The sequence below is a fragment of the Streptomyces sp. NPDC043746 genome (genome assembly GCF_056436485.1).
Genome location: NZ_JBWKCM010000015.1, coordinates 111984 through 131022, shown reverse-complemented (window position 1 = coordinate 131022; position 19039 = coordinate 111984). Strand labels below are relative to the sequence as shown.

Genomic DNA, 19039 nt, shown 5'->3' with positions numbered 1-19039 from the left:
GTGTGTTGTGGGTGTGGGACACACACAGAAAACGGTCTCTGCGGGGCGTTGCGCGCCCCGCCCCCCCCCCCCCCCCCCCCCACGCTCGCCCTACAGATCCCTACAGATACAGCCCGGTGGAGTCCACCGACCCCTCGAACCGGTCCGCCGCCACCGCGTGCAGGTCGCGCTCGCGCATCAGCACGTACGCCACGCCCCGCACCTCGACCTCGGCACGGTCCTCGGGGTCGTACAGCACCCGGTCCCCGGGCTCCACTGTCCGCACGCTCTGGCCGACCGCGACCACCACCGCCCAGGAGAGCCGGCGGCCCACCGCGGCCGTCGCGGGGATCAGGATGCCGCCACCGGAACGCCGCTCGCCCTCGGCGGAGTCGTTCCGCACCAGGACACGGTCGTGCAACATGCGGATGGGCAGCTTGTCATCGTCGTGGGTCTTGTCGCTCACGCCCGCAACCTACCGTCACCACGACCCCGCGCACGCCCGAGGGGCCCGTACGGCCCACCGGAGCCCGTACAGCCCACCGGGGAGCGCATCGGACCCGTCACTTCCGGCGGCGCTTCGAGACGCTGAGCAGCCCCACCACCCCCACCACCAGCAGCGCGGCGGGGATCACCCGCTCCAGCCGCGGCGAGCCGTCCGCCGCGACGAACTGGGCCTTCACCTCCGACACCGAGCGATTCACCGCGACGAACGCCCGGCCGGCCGTACGGTCCACGTTCGCGGCCACCCTCGCCTTCGCGTCACCGATGATCGTCTTCGGGTGTACCCGCACCCCGATCTCGTCGAGCACCACAGCGAGCTGCTCGCGCCTGCTGATGATGTCCGCCTCGATCTGCGCAGGGGTCCTGGCATCCGACACTGCGCCGCCTCCGTGGTCGTGTCTCCGGTAAACCTTCATCTGAACCTTCGTCGACAGTCTGTCAGCTCGAACCCCCGCACACCCGGCGGCACCCCTATTACGCTCGGTCCCGTCCGACCCGCGCACCACCCGAGGAGAACCCCCATGAGCGTGCGACTCACGCCCGGCGACCCCGCTCCGGCCTTCACCCTTCCCGACGCCGACGGCAACGAGGTCTCGCTCGCGGACCACAAGGGCCGCAAGGTCATCGTCTACTTCTACCCGGCAGCGCTTACCCCCGGGTGCACCAAGCAGGCCTGCGACTTCACGGACAACCTCGACCTCCTCACGGGCGCCGGGTACGACGTCATCGGCGTCTCCCCCGACAAGCCGGAGAAGCTCGCGAAGTTCCGCGAGAAGGAGAACCTCAAGGTCACGCTGGTCGGCGACCCGTCCAAGGAGACCCTGGAGGCGTACGGAGCCTTCGGCGAGAAGAAGCTCTACGGCAAAGTGGTGACGGGCGTGATCCGCTCCACGATCGTCGTGGACGAGGACGGCGACGTCGAGCACGCCTTCTACAACGTCAAGGCGACGGGCCACGTGGCGAAGATCATCAAGGACCTGGGCATCTGAGGCCACCCGCCCCGCCCCGCCCCGCCCCGGATGGGCCATCGGAGCGGGGCGGAGCCGTACCCTCCACGTCCCCCGCCCCGTACGCCACGGCAACACACCCGTCCGCCCGGCCTCGGGAACGCGCACGGGGAAGGGTGCCGGGAACATGTGAGGGACATCGCATCCGGCCGTGAAGTCGGTTTGCGACCGCCACCGCCGCGCAGAAGCCTTTCCTGGAACACCCTCCGAGGAAAGGACCCCGGCCATGGCGGCCCCCGACCCCCACCAGGCGGCCGACCCCGAAGCGGTCAAACGCCACCCCGCGCTCTTCCGGGCCATCCGCAAGCGCAGGAACCCGCCGCTGCGCAGGACGGACATCACCGTCACGGACGACGCCGCGGTGAAGCGGGCCGTGAAGGCCGCCTCGCTCGGGAACGCCATGGAGTGGTTCGACTTCGGCATCTACTCCTACCTGGCCGTCACGATCGGCCATGTGTTCTTCCCGTCCGGGAACGACACGACCCAGCTCCTCTCCTCCTTCGCGACCTTCGCGGTGGCCTTCCTCGTACGGCCGCTCGGGGGCATGTTCTTCGGCCCGATGGGTGACAAGATCGGCCGCAAGAAGATCCTCGCACTGACGATGATCCTGATGGCGGTGGGGACGTTCGCCATCGGCCTGATCCCCTCCTACGACACGATCGGGGTCTGGGCCGCGGTCCTGCTGATCTTCTTCCGGATGCTCCAGGGCTTCTCAACGGGCGGTGAGTACGGGGGCGCGTCCACGTTCATCGCGGAGTACGCCCCCGACAAGCGCCGTGGCTTCTTCGGCAGCTTCCTGGAGTTCGGCACCTTGGCGGGCTACGTGTGCGCGGCCGGGCTGGTGACGGCCCTGTACGCCCTCCTGGACACCGCCCAGATGGAGTCCTGGGGCTGGAGGATCCCGTTCCTCGTCGCGGGCCCGCTGGGCCTGGTGGGCCTCTACCTGCGACTCAGGCTCGACGAGACCCCGGCCTTCCAGAAGCTGGAGGGCGGCACGGCGCACGCGAGCGAGGCGGCGGACGGCGTGGAGACGACGGCCAAGGGGGACCTGGCGAAGATCTTCCGCCAGTACTGGCCGACGCTGATCCTCTGCATCTGCCTGGTGGGCGCGTACAACATCACCGACTACATGCTGCTGTCGTACATGCCGACGTACCTCTCCGACGAACTCGGCTACAGCGAGACGCACGGGCTGCTGATCCTGCTCGCCGTGATGGTGCTGCTGATGACGGTCATCGCCCAGGTCGGCCGGCTCTCCGACCGCTTCGGCCGCAAACCGCTGCTGATGAGCGGGATGCTGGGCTTCCTCTTCCTCTCCCTCCCCGCGTTCCTCCTCATCCGGATCGACGGCATCGTCCCGGTCACGGCCGGCATGCTGATGCTGGGCCTCTCCCTGGTCTGCATGCTCGGCACGATGTCGGCGTCCCTCCCGGCCCTGTTCCCGACGAACGTCCGCTACGGCTCCCTCTCGGTCGGCTACAACCTCTCCGCGTCGATCTTCGGCGGCACGACCCCGCTGGTGATCACCGCCCTGATCAGCTGGACCGGCTCCAACCTGATGCCCGCCTACTACGCGATGGCCGCGGCCCTGGTCGGCGTGATCGCGGTGGCCTGCATGAAGGAGACCGCCCAGCAGCCCCTGTCCGGCTCCCCGCCCTCGGTGGAGACGGCGGAGGAGGCCGCCGAACTGGTCCAGGCCCAGGCACCGGCACCGAAGTTCTGACCTCTGCGTCGGCCTGCCCCTCCGGCCCCCTCCGGATGACGGACGCAACCGTCCGACAAGCGGGCCGCCTTGTCGCCGCCGCCGGAACCGACGTCAGCCACTACCCGGGGCTGAACCGCCCGCAACCGGATCTCCCCTTCACCACAGACGAGTCACGGGCTGCAGCGGCGTCGGCCGACAGCATCCGGGGCACAGCACGCCGTCTGGGGATGCCGGACGATGGCCGCTCACGTGCCGTAAGCGACGACCGAGGAGTCGGACAAGAGCCTGATTCGTATGCCCGTACCGTGGGGGACACCCTCCCCGCTAGCATGGCTCTCAGATGCGGCCGTGTCGGAATTGGCATACGAGCGGCGCTTAGAACGCCGTGGGAGAGATCCCGTGTGGGTTCGAGTCCCACCGGCCGCACAGGAACCGGGAGGGCCGCCCCTGGCCGGCCAGGGGCGGCCCTCTCGATGTCCGGAGTGGCGTGTCACCCCACCAGCTCCCGCACCACCGGCACCAGCGCCCGGAACGCCTTGCCGCGGTGGCTGATGGCGTTCTTCTCGGCCGGGGCCAGTTCCGCGCAGGTGCGGGTCTCGCCGTCGGGCTGGAGGATCGGGTCGTAGCCGAAGCCTCCTGTGCCGGACGGGGTGTGGCGCAGGGTGCCGGGGAGGCGGCCCTCGACGACGCGTTCGGTGCCGTCGGGGAGGGCCAGGGCGGCGGCGCAGGCGAAGTGGGCGGTGCGGTGGGGGGCCGCGATGTCGCCGAGCTGGGCCAGGAGCAGGTTCAGGTTGGCCTGGTCGTCGCCGTGGATGCCGGACCAGCGGGCCGAGAAGATGCCGGGGGCGCCGCCGAGGACCTCGACGCAGAGGCCGGAGTCGTCGGCGACGGCCGGGAGGCCGGTGGCCTGGGCGAGGGCGTGGGCCTTGAGGAGCGCGTTCTCGGCGAAGGTGACGCCGGTCTCCTTGACGTCGGGGATGTCCGGGTACGCGTCCGCGCCGACGAGGTCGTAGTCGAGTCCCGCGTCGGCGAGGATGGCGTGCAGTTCGGTGATTTTCCCGGCGTTGCGGGTGGCGAGGATCAGGCGCTTCATGCACCGATTATCGCCGCGCCGGGGGGTGGGGCCTACGGGGTGCAGACCTTGCCGATCTCGCCCGCCGCGTCCGTCACCGGGGTGATGTCGGGGGTGGCGTCGCCCTTCTCGATGGACTGGCGCACGTTCGTGACGCCCGCCTTGAGGTCGTCGACCGCCTGGGAGAGGTCGGCGTCGTCCGTGGTGTCGCCGAGGTTCTTGAGTTCGCGGTCGATCTCGTCCAGGGCTTCGGAGGCCTGGGTGATGTCGTCGGAGGCGCTGGAGACGGCCCGTTGGAGGTTGCCGACGCTGGTGGCGATGGCGTCGGCGGTGCGGACGCAGTCGAGGGCCTTGTCGAGGCCGGCGCAGCCGACGGCGGTGGTCAGCGTCAGCAGGGCGGCGGCGGTGGCGAGTGCGAGGCGTTGGTGGCGGCGCGAAGCCATGGTGCGGTCCCTCCCCGGGATGGTTACGCGGACGGGCGCACGGTTCGACCCGTGCGCCCGTGCCCGTGACGACGCGCTGGGGTGCTTGTTCGGTTGCCTCTTCCCCCGGGGAGGGTGAGTGGCTAGGCGTTCTGCGTGGCGGCGAGGGCGTCCCGCTGGAGGGCGGCGAGGTCGACGCAGCCCGCGGTGGCGAGGTCCAGGAGCGAGCCCAGCTCCTTGCGGTCGAAGGGGGCGCCCTCGGCGGTGCCCTGGACCTCGACGAAGCGGCCGTCGCCGGTGCAGACGACGTTCATGTCGGTCTCGGCCCGGACGTCCTCCTCGTAGCAGAGGTCGAGGAGGGGGGTGCCGTCGACGATGCCGACGCTGACGGCGGCGACGGTGTCGGTGAGCGGCTTGCGGCCGGCCTTGACGATCTTCTTGCCCTGGGCCCAGGTGACGGCGTCGGCGAGGGCGACGTAGGCGCCGGTGACGGCGGCCGTACGGGTGCCGCCGTCGGCCTGGAGGACGTCGCAGTCCAGGACGACGGTGTTCTCGCCGAGGGCCTTGTAGTCGATGACGGCGCGCAGGGAGCGGCCGATCAGGCGGCTGATCTCGTGGGTGCGGCCGCCGATCTTGCCGCGTACGGCTTCGCGGTCGCCGCGGGTGTTGGTGGAGCGGGGCAGCATGGAGTACTCGGCGGTGACCCAGCCCTCGCCGCTGCCCTTGCGCCAGCGGGGGACGCCTTCGGTGACGGAGGCGGTGCAGAGGACTCTGGTGTCGCCGAAGGAGATGAGGACTGAGCCCTCGGCGTGCTTGCTCCAGCCGCGTTCGATGGTGACGGGGCGGAGCTGTTCGGGGGTGCGGCCGTCGATGCGAGACATGGGCCGACCCTATCCGTTGGCGGGGGTGGCTCCGTTCGGGTGCGTGAGGGCCGGGGGGCCGGGGCCCGGGGGCGGGCCGGGGGGCGTGCGTGTACGGCGTAGGCCCCGGCACCGGGGGGTGCGGGGGCCTACGGCGTGACGGCGGCGGGGTGTCAGCCGGTCACATCATGTCTTCGATGTCGGCGGCGATGGGGTCGGCGTCGGTGCCGATGACGACCTGGATCGCGGTGCCCATCTTCACGACTCCGTGGGCTCCGGCGGCCTTGAGGGCGGCTTCGTCGACCTTGCTGGCGTCGTGGACCTCGGTGCGCAGCCGGGTGATGCAGCCCTCGATCTCGTCGATGTTCTCGATGCCGCCGAGCCCGGCGACGATCTTCTCAGCCTTGGTGGCCATGCCTTCTCCCTGGTTTTCGCGTGCAGACGGGCCGCCCGCTGCGGGTCCGTTTCGTCACGGTAACGCACGGTTGGCCCAACTTCGCGGGCGGGTAACCGCACTATCACCAAAGATAACGATCACCGGCACCCTGCCCCAGAGGCGGGCCCGGACCGTGACGCAACTGGTCTACACCAGTTTCGGACAACCGCCAAACGAGGCCAGTTCCGGAAAGGACGCCGATGAGTTCGAGCGCCGCTGCGGCATCGCAGCCACGATGGTGGAACGGGCCGGTCCAGGGCTTGCAGAAGGTCGGCCGCAGCCTCCAGCTCCCGGTGGCCGTCCTCCCCGCGGCCGGCCTGCTCGTCAGCCTCGGGAACCTGTTCTCCTCCTATCTGCACGGCGCCTTCTGGGACAAGACCTCCCTGGTGCTGCTCAACGGAGGCACGGCGATCCTCGACGGCAAGGTCGGCCTCCCCCTGCTCTTCTGCATCGGCGTGGCCATCGGCTTCGCCAAGAAGGCCGACGGCTCCACCGCGCTCGCCGCCGTCGTGGGCTTCCTGGTCTACCGGGGGGTCCTCGGCGCGTTCCCCATCGACGGAACGGTGACGGACGAGCTGCCCGCGGGCGAACCGCAGAACCCGGGCGTCCTCGGCGGCATCCTGATCGGCCTGCTGACCGCCGTGGTCTGGCAGCGCTACCACCGCACCAAGCTGGTCGACTGGCTCGGCTTCTTCAACGGCCGGCGCCTGGTGCCGATCCTGATGGCGTTCCTCTGCGTGGTTCTCGGCGTGCTGTTCGGGCTGCTGTGGCAGCCGGTGGGCGACGGGCTGACCTGGTTCTCCAAGCAGCTGATCGGCCTCGGCTCGTGGGGCGCGGCCATCTTCGGCTTCGCGAACCGGCTGCTGATCCCGATCGGCATGCACCAGTTCCTGAACACGTTCTTCTGGTTCCAGGCAGGCGAGTTCACCGGGGCGGACGGCCAGACCGTCCAGGGCGACATCTCCCGGTTCTTCGCCGGGGACCCGTCGGCCGGCCAGTTCACCTCGGGCTTCTTCCCGATCATGATGTTCGGCCTGCCCGCCGCCGCGCTGGCGATCACCCACTGCGCGCGCCCCGAGCGCCGCAAGGAGGTCGGCGGGCTGATGGTGTCGGTGGCGCTGACCTCGTTCGTCACCGGCGTGACGGAGCCGATCGAGTTCTCGTTCATGTTCGTCGCGCCGCTGCTGTACGGCGTGCACGCGGTGCTCACGGGGGCCTCGATGGGCATCACCTGGCTGCTGGGGGTGCATGCCGGGTTCAGCTTCTCGGCCGGGTTGATCGACTACATCGTCAACTGGCACCTGGATACGAAACCGTGGCTGATCATCCCGATCGGCGCGTGCTTCGCGGTGGTCTACTACGTGATCTTCCGCTTCGCGATCACCAAGTTCGACCTCAAGACCCCCGGCCGGGAGCCGGAGGAGATCGAGCGCCAGATCGAGAAGGATCTCACGAAGTAGCAGGTCAGCCGGGGCTTCCCCGGATCGCGCAAGGCCCTCGGACCAGTCGGTCCGGGGGCCTTGCGCATGTCACCGAACGTGCCGGATCTACTACCGCGAATCAACAGGGAATTGCAGGTTCCTTATCTAACCCTCACCGTGCTAAAACTGGTCTACACCACTGAGTGGTCCAGACCACGGCTGTCTGCCGCCGTCTGTCGAGTCGCCGCCTCCCCTCATCGATCGTCCCGGGCGGCACCGTGTCCCATGGAGGAAGTTGATGACTACGGCTGAGACCGCACCCGCGGCCGAGAAGAAGAAGGGCGCCGGCGCCATGGCCGTCATGCAGCGCATCGGCCGCAGCCTCATGCTGCCGGTCGCCGTGCTGCCGGCCGCCGCGCTCCTGGTCCGCTTCGGCCAGAGCGACATGCTGGGCCGCGACTCCTTCCCGACCTTCATCACGAAGCTCGCCGGATACATGGCCGCCGGCGGTGGCGCCCTCCTCGACAACATGCCGCTGCTCTTCGCCGTCGGCATCGCGATCGGCTTCGCCAAGAAGTCGGACGGCTCCACCGCGCTCGCCGCCGTCACCGGCTACCTCGTCTTCCAGAAGGTGCTCGCCACCTTCACGGACAGCAACCTGCCCCAGGTCGCCAGCGTCGCCGACGGCAAGATCGTGATGAACGACGCCCCGGTCAACGCCGGTGTCCTCGGCGGTGTCGTGATGGGCATCGTCGTGGCGCTGCTGTACCAGAAGTTCTACCGGACGAAGCTGCCCGACTGGGCGGGCTTCTTCAGCGGCCGCCGCCTGGTCCCGATCCTCTCCGCCTTCGCGGGTCTCGTCATCGGTATCGTCTTCGGTCTGATCTGGCCGGTCCTCGGCACCGGTCTGCACAACTTCGGTGAGTGGCTCGTCGGCTCCGGCGCCGTCGGCGCGGGCATCTTCGGTGTCGCCAACCGTGCGCTGATCCCGGTCGGCATGCACCACCTGCTGAACTCCTTCCCCTGGTTCCAGGCCGGTGAGTTCGAGGGCAAGCACGGTGACATCGCCCGCTTCCTGGCCGGTGACCCGAACGCCGGGCAGTTCATGACCGGCTTCTTCCCGATCATGATGTTCGCCCTCCCGGCGGCCTGCCTCGCCATCGTCCACTGCGCCCGCCCCGAGCGCCGCAAGGTCGTCGGCGGCATGATGTTCTCCCTCGCGCTGACCTCGTTCGTCACCGGTGTGACCGAGCCGATCGAGTTCACCTTCATGTTCATCGCCCCGGTGCTGTACGCGATCCACGCCGTGCTGACCGGTGTGTCGATGGCCCTGACCTGGGCGCTCGGCATCAGGGACGGCTTCGGCTTCTCCGCCGGCCTGATCGACTTCCTGCTGAACCTCGGCATCGCGTCGAAGCCCTGGCTGCTGGTCCTGGTCGGCCTCTGCTTCGCGGCGCTCTACTACGTCGTCTTCCGCTTCGCGATCACCAAGTTCAACCTCCCGACCCCGGGCCGGGAGTCGGACGAGGAGCTGGCCGAGCTGCAGAAGGCCGAGGCGAAGTAGCCCGTACGCACCTCACGGCCTGTACGACGAGACCCCCGCCTCCTCCTGGAGGCGGGGGTCTCGTCGTACGCGTACTCAGACCTCGTACACCGCGCCCGGCACGGCCAGTTCGACCGGACCCGGGTAGGCCGCCTGCGCGTCGGCGAGGTTGCGGGCCTCGTCCGTCCAGGGCGGGATGTGCGTGAGGACCAGTCGGCGCACACCCGCGCGGGCGGCGGCCTCACCGGCCTCCCGGCCGTTGAGGTGCAGGTCGGGGATGTCTTCCTTGCCGTCGACGAACGAGGCCTCGCAGAGGAACAGGTCCGCGTCCCGGGCCAGCTCCTCCAGGGCGTCGCAGGTCCCCGTGTCGCCGGAGTAGGCGAGGGTGGAGCCGCCGTGCTCGATCCGGATGCCGAAGGTGTCGACGGGGTGCCGGAGCTTCTCCGTCACGACCGAGAAGGGGCCGATCTCGAAGGCGTCCCCCTTGAGCGTGTGGAAGTCGAAGACCTCGCTCATCGCCCGGTCGGACGGGGTGTCGCCGTGCGCGGCGGTCAGGCGCTGCTCGGTGCCCTCGGGGCCGTAGACCGGAAGGGGGACGGGACGGGCGCCGTCGTGGCGGTAGTAGCGCACCACGAAGTACGCGCACATGTCGATGAAGTGATCGGCGTGGAGGTGGCTGAGGAAGATGGCGTCGAGGTCGTAGAGACCGACGTGGCGCTGCAGCTCGCCCAGGGCGCCGTTGCCCATGTCGAGGAGCAGCCGGAAGCCGTCGGCCTCTACGAGGTAGCTCGAGCATGCCGACCCCGGGGACGGGAACGAGCCGGAGCAGCCGACGACGGTGAGCTTCATGGAGCGTGAACCTCCGGGACCTGGGAACGGGGAGGGTTCGTGCGGGTGGGTGCGTGCGGGTGGAGTTCGTACGGGCAGGTCGTGCGGGTGGGGCCGTGCGCGTCCTGCTTGCCGGAACGTCTTGCGGTCCGTCGAGCGTAAGGCGCGGAACTCCGCGTCGCTCCTCTGCCGCCTGCCGTTGTGGGGGAACTCACCTGCTCTGTCACCGGTTCGATGGAAGCGCGTCCACCGTGGGCCCGGGCGCGCCGCCCGGGGGCCGGCGTCGGGCGGGGCGTGGGCGGGGCATGAGGGGCGTACCCGGCGCCGGTACGGTCGGGGCATGGACACGTTCTGGTGGGTGGCGCTGGTCGCCGTGGTTCTGCTGGCCCTCGTCGCCGCGGTGGTGGACGGGCGCGGACGGTCGGGGCGGGGGCCGGATGGGCGGGGGCCCGGGCGATCAGGACGGCCCGGACGGCCTGCGGCATCGACCAGGCCTCCGTCTCGGCCCTCGGGTCCGGCGGGGCGCGGGGAGGGGCGTGCGCCTCGGGCGGGTGAGGTGTGGTGGGCCGATGTGCCGTACGAGGACGGGCCCGGGTCCAAGGACCGGCCGTGCCTGGTCCTCTCCGTACGGGGACGGGGGCGGGGCGCCACGGCGCTCGTCGCCAAGATCACCAGCAAGGACCAGGGTGGGCGGCCCGGGGTGATCCCGCTGCCGGCGGGGGCGGTCGGGGATCAGCGGGGCCGGCGGAGCTTCCTGGAGACGGACGAGTTGCGGGAGGTTCGCGTGGGGGCGTTCCGGCGCCGGGTGGGCGTGGTGGACGCGGGAGTGTGGGAGCGGGTGCGGGGGTTGGGGGCGGGGTGAGGGCGGGGCCCCTCGGGGCGCTGCCCCGGGCCCCGCTCCTCAAGCGCCACAGGGGCTGGAAAGGGTGCCCCGGGCCTGTGGGGGCGGACCCCTGCCCGGCGTGAGGATGTCCTCCGACGCCGGGCCGGCTGGGGTGGTGCGCCCGGACGGGCTGGTGCTACGCCCAGAGTTGGCCCTGGAGCGTCTCGATGGCCGCCTCCGTGGTCTCGGCCGTGTAGACGCCCGTCGAGAGGTACTTCCAGCCACCGTCCGCCACCACGAAGACGATGTCCGCGCTCTCCCCCGCCTTGACCGCCTTCCTGCCCACGCCGATCGCCGCGTGGAGCGCGGCGCCGGTGGAGACGCCCGCGAAGATGCCCTCCTGCTGGAGGAGTTCGCGGGTGCGGGTGACCGCGTCGGCGGAGCCGACCGAGAAGCGGGTGGTGAGGACCGAGGCGTCGTACAGCTCGGGGACGAAGCCCTCGTCCAGGTTGCGGAGGCCGTAGACCAGGTCGTCGTAGCGCGGCTCGGCGGCGACGACCTGGATGCCGGGGCGGTGTTCGCGGAGGTAGCGGCCGACGCCCATCAGGGTGCCGGTGGTGCCGAGGCCCGCCACGAAGTGCGTGATGGAGGGGAGGTCGGTGAGGATCTCCGGGCCGGTGGTGGCGTAGTGGGCGCCCGCGTTGTCCGGGTTGCCGTACTGGTAGAGCATCACCCAGTCCGGGTGCTCGGCGGCCAGCTCCTTCGCGACGCGGACGGCGGTGTTGGAGCCCCCGGCGGCCGGGGAGGAGATGATCTCGGCGCCCCACATGGCGAGCAGGTCGCGCCGCTCCTGCGAGGTGTTCTCCGGCATGACGCAGACGATGCGGTAGCCCTTGAGCTTGGCCGCCATGGCGAGCGAGATGCCGGTGTTGCCGCTGGTGGGCTCCAGGATGGTGCAGCCGGGGGTGAGCCGGCCGTCCTTCTCCGCCTGTTCGACCATGTGGAGCGCGGGGCGGTCCTTGATCGAGCCGGTGGGGTTGCGGTCCTCCAGCTTGGCCCAGATGCGGACGTCCTCGGACGGGGACAGCCGCGGGAGGCGGACGAGGGGGGTGTTCCCCACGGCCGCCAGCGGGGAGTCGTACCGCATCAGCGCATGCCGCCGGCGACGGCCGGGAGGATGGTGACGTTGTCGCCGTCGCTGAGCTTGGTGGAGATGCCGTCCAGGAAGCGGACGTCCTCGTCGTTGAGGTAGACGTTCACGAAGCGGCGGAGCTGTTCGCCGTTCGCGGCGTCGACGAGTCGCTCACGGATGCCGTTGTGGCGGCTGTCCAGGTCGGCGAAGAGGTCGGCGAGGGTGTCCCCGTTGCCTTCGACGGCCTTGGCGCCGTCGGTGTAGGTGCGGAGGATGGTCGGGATGCGGACCTCGATGGCCATGGCGTGGGCTCCTGTCGAAAGCGGGAGGTGGCGTGGGGCGCGCGTTTCTTCCCCCGCGCAGGGGGTGTGGGGCGTGGGGCTCGCGCGGGCCCGGCGGTCAGGCCGTGCGGCTCGCGGTCAGGCTGCGGGCGGGGGACAGATCGCGCTCTTGAGCCTGCACAGGTCGACGTGCAGCCGCGCGACGAGCAGTGTGCCCGGCGTCCTGTTGCTCACGTCATGGGGAACCATGCGGGCATCGTATCGATTCCCGGTCCGGAAACCCGAGTGTGATCCCACATGGTGGATGATTGGCGACCATCATCTGGACAGCGCGGGGCGTCCGGGCCCTTCCGGGAGGTAGACGACGGTGGGGGCGCCGGTCTTCGGGTGGGTGCTCACCTCGGCGGCGACGCCGTACACCTCGCCCAGCAGCTCCGCCGTCAGCACCTCCTCCGGGGTGCCGGAGGCGACGACCCGGCCGTCCTTGAGGACGTAGACGCGGTCGCAGTAGTACGCGGCGAGGTTGAGGTCGTGCAGGGCCAGCAGGTTGGTGGTGCCGAGGCCGCGGACCAGGGAGAGGATCTCCAGCTGGTAGCGGATGTCCAGGTGGTTGGTCGGCTCGTCCAGGACGACGAGCGCGGGCTGCTGGACCAGGGCGCGGGCGACCAGGGCCCGTTGGCGTTCGCCGCCGGAGAGGGAGGCGAAGGTACGGGGTTCGAGCGCGGCGATCCCGACCCGCTCCAGGGCGTCGGTGACCAGGGCGGTGTCGGCGGCGCTGTCCGCCTCCCAGAACCGCTTGTGCGGGGCACGGCCCATGGCGACGACCTGGCCGACGGTCAGCTCGAACCCGGCGTGGCTCTCCTGCGGGACGGTGGCGATGCGGCGGGCGCGGGCCTTCACCGGGAGGGTGGCGAGGTCGTCGCCGTCCAGGAGGACCCGGCCGTGGGTGGGGCGCAGGGTGCCGTAGACGCAGCGCAGGAGGGTGGTCTTGCCGCTGCCGTTGGGGCCGACCAGGCCGACCGTCTCGCCGTCGGCGGCGGTGAGGTCGACCGCGTCGACGAGGTGGCGGCCTTCGCCGGTGCCGTACGAGAGGGCCTCGGCGCGCAGGGTGGTCACGGGCGGGCTCCCTCGGGGAGTGGCGTCTTCATGCGGGGCACTCCCTCAGCCGTACCTGCGGTGGTCGTGCGGGCGCCGCCCCCGGCCGGAGGCGCGGAGCGTACGGTGCTCATGCCGGTGCCCCTTCCGGCCTGCGCCGCAGCATCCACAGGAAGAACGGGCCGCCGGTGAGCGCGGTGAGCACGCCGACCGGGATGTCCTGCGGGGCGGCGAGCGTGCGGGCGGCGAGGTCCGCGAGGACCAGGAACACCGCGCCGCCGAGCGCGACCACCGGCAGCAGCGCGCGGTGCGAGGCGCCCACCGCCATCCGGGCCATGTGCGGGACCATCAGCCCGACGAAGCCGATGGCCCCGCTGTACGCGACGAGCGCCCCGGTCATCAGCGAGGCGAGGACGAAGACGGCGGCCCGGAAGCGGGCGGTGTCCAGGCCCAGCACGGTCGCGCCCTCCTCCCCCACCAGGAGCAGGTCGAGCGGGCGGGCCAGGGTGAGGAGGACGGCCGTACCGGCGATCAGGGCGGTCACGGGGAGCGCGAGCATGTCCCAGCGGGCCGCGCCGAGGCCGCCGAGGGTCCAGTAGAGGACCTCCTGGAGGTGGTCGGCGCGGGCGGAGGTGACCAGGATCAGGCTGGTCAGGGCGGAGAGGATGTAGGAGACGGCGACCCCGGCGAGGACGAGCCGGTTGGTGGTGAGACCGCCTCCGCCGCGCGCCAGGGTGTAGACGAGCAGCAGGGAGAGCAGGGCGCCCGCGAACGCGGCGGCGGGGATCGTGACGGTGGTGGCGAGGGAGGCGCCGATGCCGAGGACGATCACCAGGACCGCGCCGGTGGAGGCCCCGGAGGAGACGCCGAGGAGGAACGGGTCGGCGAGCTGGTTGCGTACGAGGGCCTGGAGGACCGTGCCGATGACGGCCAGTCCGGCGCCGACGACGATGCCGAGCAGGACCCGGGGCAGCCGCACGTCCAGGACGATCGTGCGGAACGGGCTCGCCTCCGCCCGCCCGGTCAGGATGTCTATCACCTGGCCGGGCGGGATGCGGACGGAGCCGAGGGCGAGGGCGGCGACCACGGCGGCTGCGAGGAGGGCGGCGAGGACGCCGACGACCAGGGTGTAGCGCAGCAGCCGCCGCGGTGCGGGGGCGCGGCAGGTCACGGGGTGGTGGCCGCCGGGTGGAGCTGGGCCGCGAGCTTCTCGACGGCGGCGGGGACGCGGACGCCGAGGACCACGTCGGAGAGCGGCATCACCGCGAAGCGCTTGTTCTTGACGGCCGGGACGTCCGCCAGGGCCGGGTCGGTGAGGAGGCGCTTCTTCTTCTGCTCGACGGTGGTGGAGCCGTAGTCGTAGATCACGATCGCCTCGGGCTTGCGGGCGACGACGTTCTCCCAGGAGGCGTCCCCGAAGGACTTGTCGAGGTCGGCGAAGACGTTGGTGCCGCCGGCGCGCTTGATCAGCTCGTTGCCGATGCCCTTGCCGCCCGCGGTGAACGCGGTCTTGTCGCCGCTGTCGTAGACGAAGACGGGCAGGGCCTTGAGGTCCTTGAGCTTCTCGGCCGTGGCCGCGTTGTCGGCCTTGGCCTGCTCGATCCAGGCCTCGGCGCGGTCGGTGACGCCGAAGGTGCGGCCGACCTCGCGGATCTCCTCGTAGAGGGTCTCCATCGGGGTGTCGGCCTCGGCGCAGCTCTCGGTGTTGAGCCGGGTCTCGATGCCGGACTTCTTCAGCGCCTCGCGCCCGCGCCCGTCGCCTGCGGCGAACGCGCTGGCGTAACCGCCGTAGACGAAGTCGGGGTTGGTGGCGAGGACCTGCTCGTAGGAGGGGTACTCCTTGGCGATGACCGGGACGGAGGCGTAGTCCTTCGCGTACTTCGGCAGGACCTTGTCGTCGAGGTAGGCGGTGCCGACGAGGGACTTGGCCAGGCCCAGCTCCAGCATGATCTCGGTGACGTGCTGGTTCATGGTGACCACGCGCTTCGGCGGGGCCTTGTACGTGGTGGTGACACCGCAGTTGGTGACGGTGTACGGGAAGCCGTCGCTCTTCGCCGCGGCCTCGGGCCTGCCCTTGGCGTCGGGGCCCTCCGAGGAGGAGCAGGCGGTGAGGGCGAGCGGGAGCAGCACGGCGGCTGCTATGAGCGCGGGGGTGCGCCGGGACATGGCGGGGCCTCTCCGGGGGATTTCCGCGTCCCCTGGTCGATGCGGGAGAAGGCGGCGGGCCAGTTCCTGGCTTCCGGGCCGCCCTCCCGCGCGGAGGTGTCCGTACGGGAGGGGGTCCGGTCACAGTGGCGGGACCGTGCCGGATTCGCACCGGCTTCCTGGTTCCTGCTGCCTTGTGTTCGGGTCTGGGGTGCAGTGTGCCAGACCCGCCCGGCGGGTCGGCGGGGCCCCCGGCAAGAAGCGCTGAGGCTCAGTACGCCTCGACGACCTGTACGTCTTCCTCGGTGATCTCGCCGTCCACGATGCGGTACGAGCGGAACTGGAAGGGGCCGGAGCCGTCGGTGTCGGCGGTGGAGACCAGGACGTAGTGGGCGCCGGGCTCGTTGGCGTACGTCACGTCGGTGCGGGAGGGGTAGGCCTCGGTCGCGGTGTGCGAGTGGTAGATGATCACGGGCTCCTCGTCGCGGTCGTCCATCTCGCGGTAGAGCTTGAGGAGGTCGCCGGAGTCGAACTCGTAGAACGTGGGCGAGCGGGCGGCGTTGAGCATGGGGATGAAGCGCTCGGGGCGCCCGGTCCCGGCCGGACCCGCCACCACACCGCACGCCTCGTCGGGGTGGTCGGCGCGGGCGTGGGCGACGATCTGGTCGTGGAGCGCCTGGGTGATGGTCAGCATGGCGCCAGGATAAGACCGACCGGGAACCGGGGGGTGGGAGAAGAAGCGGGGCTGGGTGCGTGCGGCTGCAAGGCGGAGGGTTGGGTCGACGCGGAGCGTCGGTGATTGACGACAACGCCGCAGATGCGCGTGCGCAGCCCCGCGACGCCGCCCCCGGTTCCCTGCCGGTCTGAGCATGCGGCCCCCTGCGTACCGGTGGGTGGTACGCAGGGGGCCGCATGGTGGGCACCCGGGGCCGTGGGGGGAGTGGCCGGGGTGTCCGGGAGGAGGGCCGGTCATGGGCCCGTGGTCAGCGGGCCCGCCCTCGGGGTCGAAGGGGTCAGCGCTTGGCGAAGGCGGTGTTCTCCGGGCTGCGCGACGTCAGCACCAGGTAGGAGACGCCGAGGACGAGTGCCCAGAGCGGGGCGCAGTAGAGCGAGATCCGGGCGTCCTTGTCGACCGCCATCATCACGATGACCGTGCCGATGAAGCAGAGCGCGAACCAGCTCGTGTACGGGGCGCCCGGGGCCTTGAACGAGGAGTGCGGGAGCACGCCCCGGTCGGCGAGGCGGCGGTAGCGGATCTGGCTGATCAGGATCATGATCCAGGCCCACATGCCGGAGATGGTCGCGAAGGAGACGACGTAGGTGAACGCCTCGCCAGGCCACTGGTAGTTGATCCAGACGCCGACGAGCATCAGGGCGGCGGAGAAGGTGGTGCCGACGAGCGGCAGGCCGCCCTTCGTCAGCTTGGTGAAGGCGCGCGGGCCCTGGCCGTTCATGGCCAGGTCGCGGAGCATGCGGCCGGTGGAGTACATGCCGGAGTTGCAGGAGGAGAGCGCCGCGGTCAGGACGACGAAGTTGACGATGGCGGCGCCGATGCCGAGCCCCATCTCCTCGAAGGCCTTCACGAACGGCGAGACGCCCGGCTTGAAGGTGGACCACGGCACCACGGAGAGGATCATGATCAGCGCGCCGACGTAGAAGACGGCGATGCGCCACGGCACGGTGTTGATGGCCCTGGGCAGCACGGTCTCGGGGTCCTTGGACTCCCCCGCCGTGACGCCGACGAGTTCCACGGCGAGGAAGGCGAACATGACGATCTGGAGCGTCATCAGCGTGCCGCCGATGCCGTTGGGGAAGAACCCGCCGTCGTTCCAGAGATTCGAGACGGTCGCGGTGTCGCCCGCGTCGGAGAAGCCGATGGTCAGGACGCCCGCGCAGATGAGGATCATGCCGACGATCGCGGTGACCTTGACCATGGAGAACCAGAACTCCAGCTCACCGAAGAGCTTCACGGAGATCAGGTTGGCACCGTAGAGAATGACGGTGAAGGCGAGCGCGGAGAGCCACTGGGGAATGTCCCACCAGTACGTCATATAGGTGGCGGCGGCGGTGACTTCGGTGATTCCGGTGACGACCCAGAACAGCCAGTACGTCCAGCCGGTGACGAATCCGAAGAAGGGCCCGATGAATTCACGGGCGTACTCCGAGAAGGAGCCGGACACCGGGCGGTACATGAGCAGTTCGCCCAGGGCCCGCATGATGAAGAAGATGACCAGGCCCGCGAGGACATAGGCCAGGATGAGGCTGGGTCCGGCCCGGTCGATCGCTTTGCCCGCGCCGAGGAAGAGCCCGGTACCGATGGCTCCGCCGATGGCGATCATCTGGATCTGACGGGCTCCCAGACCCCGCTGGTACCCCTCGCCACCGGTCTCGGCCGCCGCGGCGTCCGCGCCGGGCCTTCCGCTGTCGGCCTGTCCCTCGTCGACCTGTGCCGATGCCATGTGTGGTGCGCCTTTCTCCACGCCGATCCGCGCCCTCAAGGCTGCGGACCAGGTCCTGATCCCCCCGGATATGGATGGAGTGCCACCGGCGTTCGGCCGGCTTGTGGCGACCCCCGGGAACAGGGGTGACGTCCCCGGGCGGTCGTGAAGATCTATCACGGCCGCCACAGGACACGACGGGACATTCTGTGGCGCACTCCACAGATAAAAGCGGACAAGAAACTCCATCCCCCACGAACGGACACTTATGTCTTGGGGTGATCGTTACCCGGATCTGAGCGTCCGTTGAGCGAAGACGTACGCGCGGATTACGCGTGCGGGCCGGCCCGGAGGACACCGTCGGCCGATTACGGCATCAGGGTCTCGACGAGCGATTCCTGGAGCGCGCCGAGCCAGAGGTAGGCCATCACCATGGGCTTGCGCGGGTCGCTGTCGGGGAGCCGGTAGAGCGAGCCGTTCTCGCCCTCGTCCTCGTCGGAGACGTCCAGCCGGGTACCGATGGTGAGGCGCAGGTCGTTGAGCGCACCGAGCCAGGCGCGGCACTCCACGGCGGTGAGGGTGAGCACGGCCCCGCCTCCCCCGGCGGGCGAGAGGGTGTCCAGCGTCCGTACGACGGTGAGGGCGTCCTCGCGCTTGCGGGACCGCAGGTCCATCTCGGTGAAGCGGCGGAACTCGGCGGACAGCTCCCGCAGCTCCTCCTCGCTCCTGCCTTCGGGGGCGGACCCGTCGGGGCCGCCGTAGGCATCGGGGAAGAGCCGGGCCAGCGCCGGGTCCGAGGGCGGCTTGCTGGGCCCCTCGGCGAAGAGCGCGGCGAGCGGGTCCTCGCCCTCGGCGGGGGTGTCGCCCGGGCCGATCAGTTCGAGCAGCTGCACGGCGAGGGAGCGCAGGATCGAGATCTCGACCTCGTCGAGCGCGACGGCCGCGCCGCCGCCCGGGGTGGCCTCGAAATGGCCGGCCATGGATTCTCCGATGGTGGGTCGAACGGGGCAGGGGGCGCTGAGGGGGTTCTAGTTGCGGTCCTGGGTGAGGGTGGCCCACAGCCCGTACCCGTGCATGGCCTGGACGTCGCGCTCCATCTCCTCGCGGCTCCCGCTGGAGACGACGGCGCGGCCCTTCTGGTGCACGTCCAGCATGAGCTTGTGGGCCTTGTCCTTCGAGTAGCCGAAGTAGGCCTGGAAGACATAGGTCACGTAGCTCATGAGGTTGACCGGGTCGTTGTGGACGAGCGTCACCCACGGGACGTCCGGCTCGGGGACCACGAAGGTCTCCTCGGCGGCATCGGGACGTTCGATCTCCAGCGGGGTAGCAACGCTCACCTGTCCCATGC

Annotated in this window: 22 protein-coding genes, 1 tRNA gene and 1 riboswitch; of the genes, 6 read left to right on the top strand and 17 right to left on the bottom strand. The window is 70.5% G+C overall.

Annotated features, from left to right (window positions below; all coding sequences use genetic code 11):
* Positions 1-100 precede the first annotated feature (100 nt).
* Positions 101-445, bottom strand: coding sequence for a GroES family chaperonin (locus AC0682_RS18305; protein WP_254812478.1), 345 nt, complete (start codon positions 443-445; stop codon positions 101-103).
* 97 nt (positions 446-542) lie between these two features.
* A complete protein-coding gene (locus AC0682_RS18300) occupies positions 543-860 on the bottom strand; it encodes a DUF3618 domain-containing protein (RefSeq protein WP_254812477.1) in 318 nt (105 codons plus the stop codon).
* Between the two features lie 144 nt (positions 861-1004).
* Here AC0682_RS18300 and bcp point away from each other — a divergent pair, with 144 nt between their 5' ends.
* From bcp to AC0682_RS18285, 3 genes are all read left to right on the top strand, one after another.
* Positions 1005-1472: a thioredoxin-dependent thiol peroxidase gene (gene bcp, locus AC0682_RS18295; protein WP_254812476.1), complete on the top strand. Its 468-nt coding sequence runs from the start codon at positions 1005-1007 to the stop codon at positions 1470-1472.
* 244 nt (positions 1473-1716) lie between these two features.
* On the top strand, positions 1717-3213 hold the full coding sequence (gene proP, locus AC0682_RS18290) for a glycine betaine/L-proline transporter ProP (RefSeq protein ID WP_478533862.1): 1497 nt from the start codon (positions 1717-1719) through the stop codon (positions 3211-3213).
* Positions 3214-3537: 324 nt separating this feature from the next.
* Positions 3538-3621 (top strand) — tRNA-Leu (locus tag AC0682_RS18285).
* Positions 3622-3685: 64 nt separating this feature from the next.
* Here AC0682_RS18285 and rdgB read toward each other — a convergent pair.
* The 4 genes from rdgB to AC0682_RS18265 all read right to left on the bottom strand — a co-directional run bounded on the left by rdgB (position 3686) and on the right by AC0682_RS18265 (position 5964).
* Positions 3686-4288: an RdgB/HAM1 family non-canonical purine NTP pyrophosphatase gene (gene rdgB, locus AC0682_RS18280; RefSeq protein WP_478533860.1), complete on the bottom strand. Its 603-nt coding sequence runs from the start codon at positions 4286-4288 to the stop codon at positions 3686-3688.
* A gap of 32 nt (positions 4289-4320) precedes the next feature.
* On the bottom strand, positions 4321-4710 hold the full coding sequence (locus AC0682_RS18275) for a hypothetical protein (RefSeq protein ID WP_254812474.1): 390 nt from the start codon (positions 4708-4710) through the stop codon (positions 4321-4323).
* Positions 4711-4832: 122 nt separating this feature from the next.
* Positions 4833-5570, bottom strand: coding sequence for a ribonuclease PH (gene rph, locus AC0682_RS18270; protein ID WP_478533859.1), 738 nt, complete (start codon positions 5568-5570; stop codon positions 4833-4835).
* Between the two features lie 160 nt (positions 5571-5730).
* Entirely contained in the window at positions 5731-5964 is a 234-nt protein-coding gene (locus AC0682_RS18265) for a PTS sugar transporter subunit IIB (protein WP_015608814.1), read from the bottom strand.
* A 221-nt stretch (positions 5965-6185) separates the two neighbouring features.
* On the opposite strand from AC0682_RS18265, the gene AC0682_RS18260 reads away from it, so the two are divergent.
* The gene (locus tag AC0682_RS18260; protein ID WP_478533858.1) at positions 6186-7445 is read left to right on the top strand and encodes a PTS transporter subunit EIIC; all 1260 of its coding nucleotides are present in this window, start codon (positions 6186-6188) and stop codon (positions 7443-7445) included.
* Positions 7446-7704: 259 nt separating this feature from the next.
* Positions 7705-8970, top strand: coding sequence for a PTS transporter subunit EIIC (locus tag AC0682_RS18255; protein WP_478533857.1), 1266 nt, complete (start codon positions 7705-7707; stop codon positions 8968-8970).
* Between the two features lie 75 nt (positions 8971-9045).
* Here the strand turns inward: AC0682_RS18255 and AC0682_RS18250 are convergent, their stop codons facing one another.
* Positions 9046-9798, bottom strand: a complete 753-nt coding sequence (locus AC0682_RS18250) for an MBL fold metallo-hydrolase (RefSeq protein ID WP_478533856.1) — start codon at positions 9796-9798, stop codon at positions 9046-9048.
* A 319-nt stretch (positions 9799-10117) separates the two neighbouring features.
* Here AC0682_RS18250 and AC0682_RS18245 point away from each other — a divergent pair, with 319 nt between their 5' ends.
* Positions 10118-10639, top strand: coding sequence for a type II toxin-antitoxin system PemK/MazF family toxin (locus AC0682_RS18245; protein ID WP_478533855.1), 522 nt, complete (start codon positions 10118-10120; stop codon positions 10637-10639).
* 157 nt (positions 10640-10796) lie between these two features.
* On the opposite strand, the gene AC0682_RS18240 is transcribed toward AC0682_RS18245, so the two are convergent.
* From AC0682_RS18240 to clpS, 10 genes are all read right to left on the bottom strand, one after another.
* Positions 10797-11747: a PLP-dependent cysteine synthase family protein gene (locus AC0682_RS18240; RefSeq protein WP_254812469.1), complete on the bottom strand. Its 951-nt coding sequence runs from the start codon at positions 11745-11747 to the stop codon at positions 10797-10799.
* Positions 11747-12034, bottom strand: coding sequence for a MoaD/ThiS family protein (locus AC0682_RS18235; RefSeq protein ID WP_254812468.1), 288 nt, complete (start codon positions 12032-12034; stop codon positions 11747-11749). Before AC0682_RS18235 ends, AC0682_RS18240 begins: the two co-directional genes overlap by 1 nt.
* Positions 12035-12151: 117 nt before the next feature.
* Positions 12152-12262: a putative leader peptide gene (locus AC0682_RS18230; protein WP_311600399.1), complete on the bottom strand. Its 111-nt coding sequence runs from the start codon at positions 12260-12262 to the stop codon at positions 12152-12154.
* 69 nt (positions 12263-12331) lie between these two features.
* Positions 12332-13129 carry an ABC transporter ATP-binding protein gene (locus AC0682_RS18225; protein ID WP_478533854.1) on the bottom strand — a complete coding sequence of 266 codons (798 nt, stop codon included), beginning with the start codon at positions 13127-13129 and terminating at the stop codon, positions 12332-12334.
* A 109-nt stretch (positions 13130-13238) separates the two neighbouring features.
* The gene (locus tag AC0682_RS18220; protein WP_254812466.1) at positions 13239-14279 is read right to left on the bottom strand and encodes a FecCD family ABC transporter permease; all 1041 of its coding nucleotides are present in this window, start codon (positions 14277-14279) and stop codon (positions 13239-13241) included.
* On the bottom strand, positions 14276-15274 hold the full coding sequence (locus tag AC0682_RS18215; RefSeq protein WP_478533852.1) for an ABC transporter substrate-binding protein: 999 nt from the start codon (positions 15272-15274) through the stop codon (positions 14276-14278). Before AC0682_RS18215 ends, AC0682_RS18220 begins: the two co-directional genes overlap by 4 nt.
* A 60-nt stretch (positions 15275-15334) precedes the next feature.
* A riboswitch (cobalamin riboswitch) is annotated at positions 15335-15435 on the bottom strand.
* A gap of 89 nt (positions 15436-15524) precedes the next feature.
* Entirely contained in the window at positions 15525-15947 is a 423-nt protein-coding gene (locus AC0682_RS18210; protein WP_103418873.1) for a M67 family metallopeptidase, read from the bottom strand.
* Positions 15948-16266: 319 nt separating this feature from the next.
* The gene (locus AC0682_RS18205; RefSeq protein WP_478533850.1) at positions 16267-17712 is read right to left on the bottom strand and encodes an amino acid permease; all 1446 of its coding nucleotides are present in this window, start codon (positions 17710-17712) and stop codon (positions 16267-16269) included.
* Positions 17713-18059: 347 nt separating this feature from the next.
* A complete protein-coding gene (locus AC0682_RS18200) occupies positions 18060-18671 on the bottom strand; it encodes a DUF2017 domain-containing protein (protein WP_478533849.1) in 612 nt (203 codons plus the stop codon).
* Between the two features lie 48 nt (positions 18672-18719).
* Positions 18720-19037 (bottom strand): ATP-dependent Clp protease adapter ClpS, encoded by a 318-nt coding sequence (clpS, locus tag AC0682_RS18195; protein ID WP_478533848.1) that lies wholly within the window; start codon positions 19035-19037, stop codon positions 18720-18722.
* Positions 19038-19039 lie beyond the last annotated feature (2 nt).